3 protein-coding genes are annotated in these 3,190 nt (G+C 70.0%); 2 read left to right on the top strand and 1 reads right to left on the bottom strand.

Annotation, left to right across the window (positions count from 1 at the left end; all coding sequences use genetic code 11):
- Nucleotides 1-175: 175 nt before the first annotated feature.
- Nucleotides 176-940 carry an NAD-dependent epimerase/dehydratase family protein gene (locus ACZ6MA_RS06575; protein WP_469431598.1) on the bottom strand — a complete coding sequence of 255 codons (765 nt, stop codon included), beginning with the start codon at nt 938-940 and terminating at the stop codon, nt 176-178.
- A gap of 465 nt (nt 941-1,405) precedes the next feature.
- Between ACZ6MA_RS06575 and ACZ6MA_RS06570 the strand changes: the two genes are divergently transcribed.
- Complete coding sequence (locus ACZ6MA_RS06570; protein WP_469431596.1) at nt 1,406-2,059, top strand: PAS domain-containing protein; 654 nt, start codon at nt 1,406-1,408, stop codon at nt 2,057-2,059.
- 266 nt (nt 2,060-2,325) lie between these two features.
- Entirely contained in the window at nt 2,326-3,096 is a 771-nt protein-coding gene (locus ACZ6MA_RS06565; RefSeq protein ID WP_469431595.1) for a thioesterase II family protein, read from the top strand.
- Nucleotides 3,097-3,190: the final 94 nt, after the last annotated feature.

Raw genomic sequence — 3,190 nt, 5'->3', positions numbered from 1 at the left:
AAACCCCGCCGCCCGGCCGGGGAGGTATCCCCCCGGTCGGGCGGCCCATCCGGCGGACCCGCGCCCGTCGGACGCGGAAACTAGCAAAATTCCCGCTCGCCATCCCCTGGAATGGAGTGGCTGCCGGCGAGCCGGCGGTCACCGGCGTCGTGCGGGGACCGGTGACCGCCGGTGCTCAGAGGCGTGTCGCGGCCGAATCCTCCCTGAACCCCCAACTGAATACGTCCAGGACCCGGCGGTAGTAGTCCGGGCCGAAACCGAGCCGGTCCACCTGGGGCACGAGCGTCCGCAACTTGTCGATGGAGATAATGTGATGGCCGCCCGCCCCCTGGTACTCGCGGCGGGCCGTCAGCCCGAGACCGCGCTCCAGATGGTCCACGACGCGGTCGACCGGGACCGCGACACCGGAGGCGACATTGACCGTCTCGGCGGTCGGATCCATCGCCAGCAGACGGTCGATCACGGTCACCGTGTCGGTCACCCCGATCAGATCGACGGTGGCGGCACGGCGGATCCGGACCACACCACCCCGCAGCCGCCGGATCAGGGTGGGGACCAGCTGATGCGGAGGCTGCCCGGGACCGACCACATGACTGAGGCGCACGATCAGATGGTCGGCGCCCGTGGCCCGCAACTGCTCCTCGAGGGCGAGCTTGTGCGCGCCGTAGGGGGAGCACGGCACCACCGGCCGGTCCTCCCGCCCGGGCCCGTCCGCAGCCCCGTACATGCCGTCGGCGGACGTCGAGAAGAACAACAGCCGTCGCCCGTCGGCCTTGCAGCGCAGCGCGGTCTCCCGTAACAACGCGGCCTCACGGGCGAAATCGGCATCGGAGGCAGCGGACGCCCGGGAGACTCCCGCCGCCAGTGCCACCGTTCCCGGGTGGCGGCCCGCGATCGGCCGTAGGCTTCCGGCGAGGAATCCGTTACCCACTATGTCCATGCGTCGAGTCCTTCGCGATGAGGGGGGTCGGCCGTGCGGGCGTAGAAGACCAGCGATCCCCCCGGAACGTCAACCACGCGGGTGGATGTCCAAGGATGTCCTTAGTGTTTCCGCGCATCGGGCGGCTCGTGGAACCCGCGCCCGCCTCGGGCCCGACCAGCGGCGCCAGCCGCCCACCCGCCGGGTGCCGACGGGCGGACCGTACCGAACCACCGAAACCCCGGCCTTGGACCGAACCAACCGAACCCTTTGGGAAGAACAAACCGCAGGCTTAGTCGTATGGGGCTGGATGACGTTGACGCGCCTCCTCGGATCTATCTACTGTGCGGTTCCGGAGCCGGGCAGTCCAGGGCATTCCGACCGAGGCCCGTACCGGTTTTCTGACGCATTTCTAGCGCGTGGTTCTGAACGCTCTGCGGAACCTGAAAGATTGGCAGGCTCGTGGCTAATTCCTTACTTGCAGACTTGGTACCGGGCGTTACTCGCGGATACACGGACGACCAAGGGGTCAACCAGCCGCAGTTCGACCAGCCGGGCCTGTGTATGGCCTCCCTCGATCCGACCCTGACGATCCGACAGGCGAATCAGGAGTTCTTCCGCCAGTTCGGTGCCTCCTCGGCCGACATGTGCGGGCGCAGCTTCCAGGACCTGGTGCACCCCAGCGTCCAGCAGCCGCTGATGCGCCAGTTCTCACGGCTGGTGGAGGGTAAGCGCCAGCGCTTCGCCACCCATGTGGTCGGGGTCCGGCAGGAGGACTCGGCGTTCGCCAGCCCCCTGACGGCCATCGCGGTCCGCGGCGGTACGCCCGAGGACGCGTCGATCCTGGTGCTGATGCCGCAGACCCAGGGATCCGACGACGCCGGGGTGGTCACCAACCGGAAGAAGATTCTCACCGAGATAGACGCGCGCATCCTCGAGGGGATAGCCGCCGGGATCTCCACGGTCCCGCTCGCGTCACGCCTCTACCTCAGCCGGCAGGGCGTCGAGTACCACGTGACCGGATTGCTCCGGAAGCTCAAGGTGCCCAACCGGGCCGCTCTCGTCTCGCGGGCCTACTCCATGGGGGTGCTCAATGTGGGCACCTGGCCGCCGAAGGTCGTCGAGGAATTCATCAAGTGACACCCATAAAAGATTGACGTCGATCGACCGGTCAATCGGCCGTTCCGGCTCGGCCACGGCGGAACTTTCGGGCCAGAAAAGCCCGACGGTTTTCCGCCGTGGCCGGGCCGTCGTCCGTCGACCGGCCCGCGGCAGGTGCGGAGTGCGGTGGAAGTGCAAGGGAAACGCCCAGAGATTCCGTGCCCGGTGCGGTGCGGTCTTGTGTCCGCTCGGCCGGCGCGCGGATAGTGACAGCGCGCCGAAAGTGAACGAGACGAAGGACGAGCATGGCTGAAATACCCGTGGACGACACGCTGTGGTGCCGCAACTTCCGCCCCGCCCCGGACGCCCCCGTACGGCTGGTCTGCTTCCCGCACGCGGGCGGCTCCGCGAGCTTCTACCTGCCCCTCGCCTCGGCGCTGACGCCGGACGCCGACGTCCTGGCGATCCAGTACCCCGGGCGCCAGGACCGCCGCCGGGAACCCTGCGTGGACGACATCGCGACGCTCGCCGAACGGGTCCACGCGGCGCTCGCCGGCTGGCTGGACCGGCCGGTGGTGTTCTTCGGGCACAGCATGGGCGCCCTGGTGGCCTTCGAGGTCGCCCGCCGCATGGAACGCGACGGGCGGGGCCCGGCGCGGCTGTTCGCCTCCGGGCGCCGCGCACCCTCCCGCTATCGCGACGAGAACGTCCACCAGCGCGACGACGACGGCATCGTCGCCGAGCTGCGCGAGATGAGCGGTACGGACACCCGGGTGCTCGGCGACGAGGAGATGCTGCGGATGGTCCTGCCCGCCATCCGGGCCGACTACCGGGCGGTGGAGACCTACCGCAGCGAGCCGGGCGCGTCCGTGCGCTGCCCCGTCACCGTCATGGTGGGCGACGACGACCCCAAGACCTCCCTCGACGAGGCCGAGGACTGGAAGGGCCACACCACCGGCGCGTTCGACATGCAGGTCTACCCGGGCGGGCACTTCTTCCTCAGCAGCCAGGCCCCCGCCGTCATCACGGCCCTGCGCGGGCACCTGGCCGCCGTGCCGGCCGCGTCCGAGGGCTGACCGGGCGGGCGGGCCGGGGCCCGCGGGCCCCGGCCCCGCGGTACGCGGACACGCGCCGCCCGTCGGCAGTACGGGTGATACCCCTGCCGACGGC

It is taken from the genome of Streptomyces sp. NPDC042259 (assembly GCF_055582085.1).
The sequence above is the reverse complement of the archived record's forward strand: the minus strand, read 5'-3'. Positions and strand labels throughout refer to the sequence as shown.

Coding starts and splice junctions, on each gene's coding strand:
- ACZ6MA_RS06565 (WP_469431595.1), top strand. CDS start 2,326: ATGGCTGAAATACCCGTGGACGACACGCTGTGGTGCCGCAACTTCCGC.
- ACZ6MA_RS06575 (WP_469431598.1), bottom strand. CDS start 940: ATGGACATAGTGGGTAACGGATTCCTCGCCGGAAGCCTACGGCCGATC.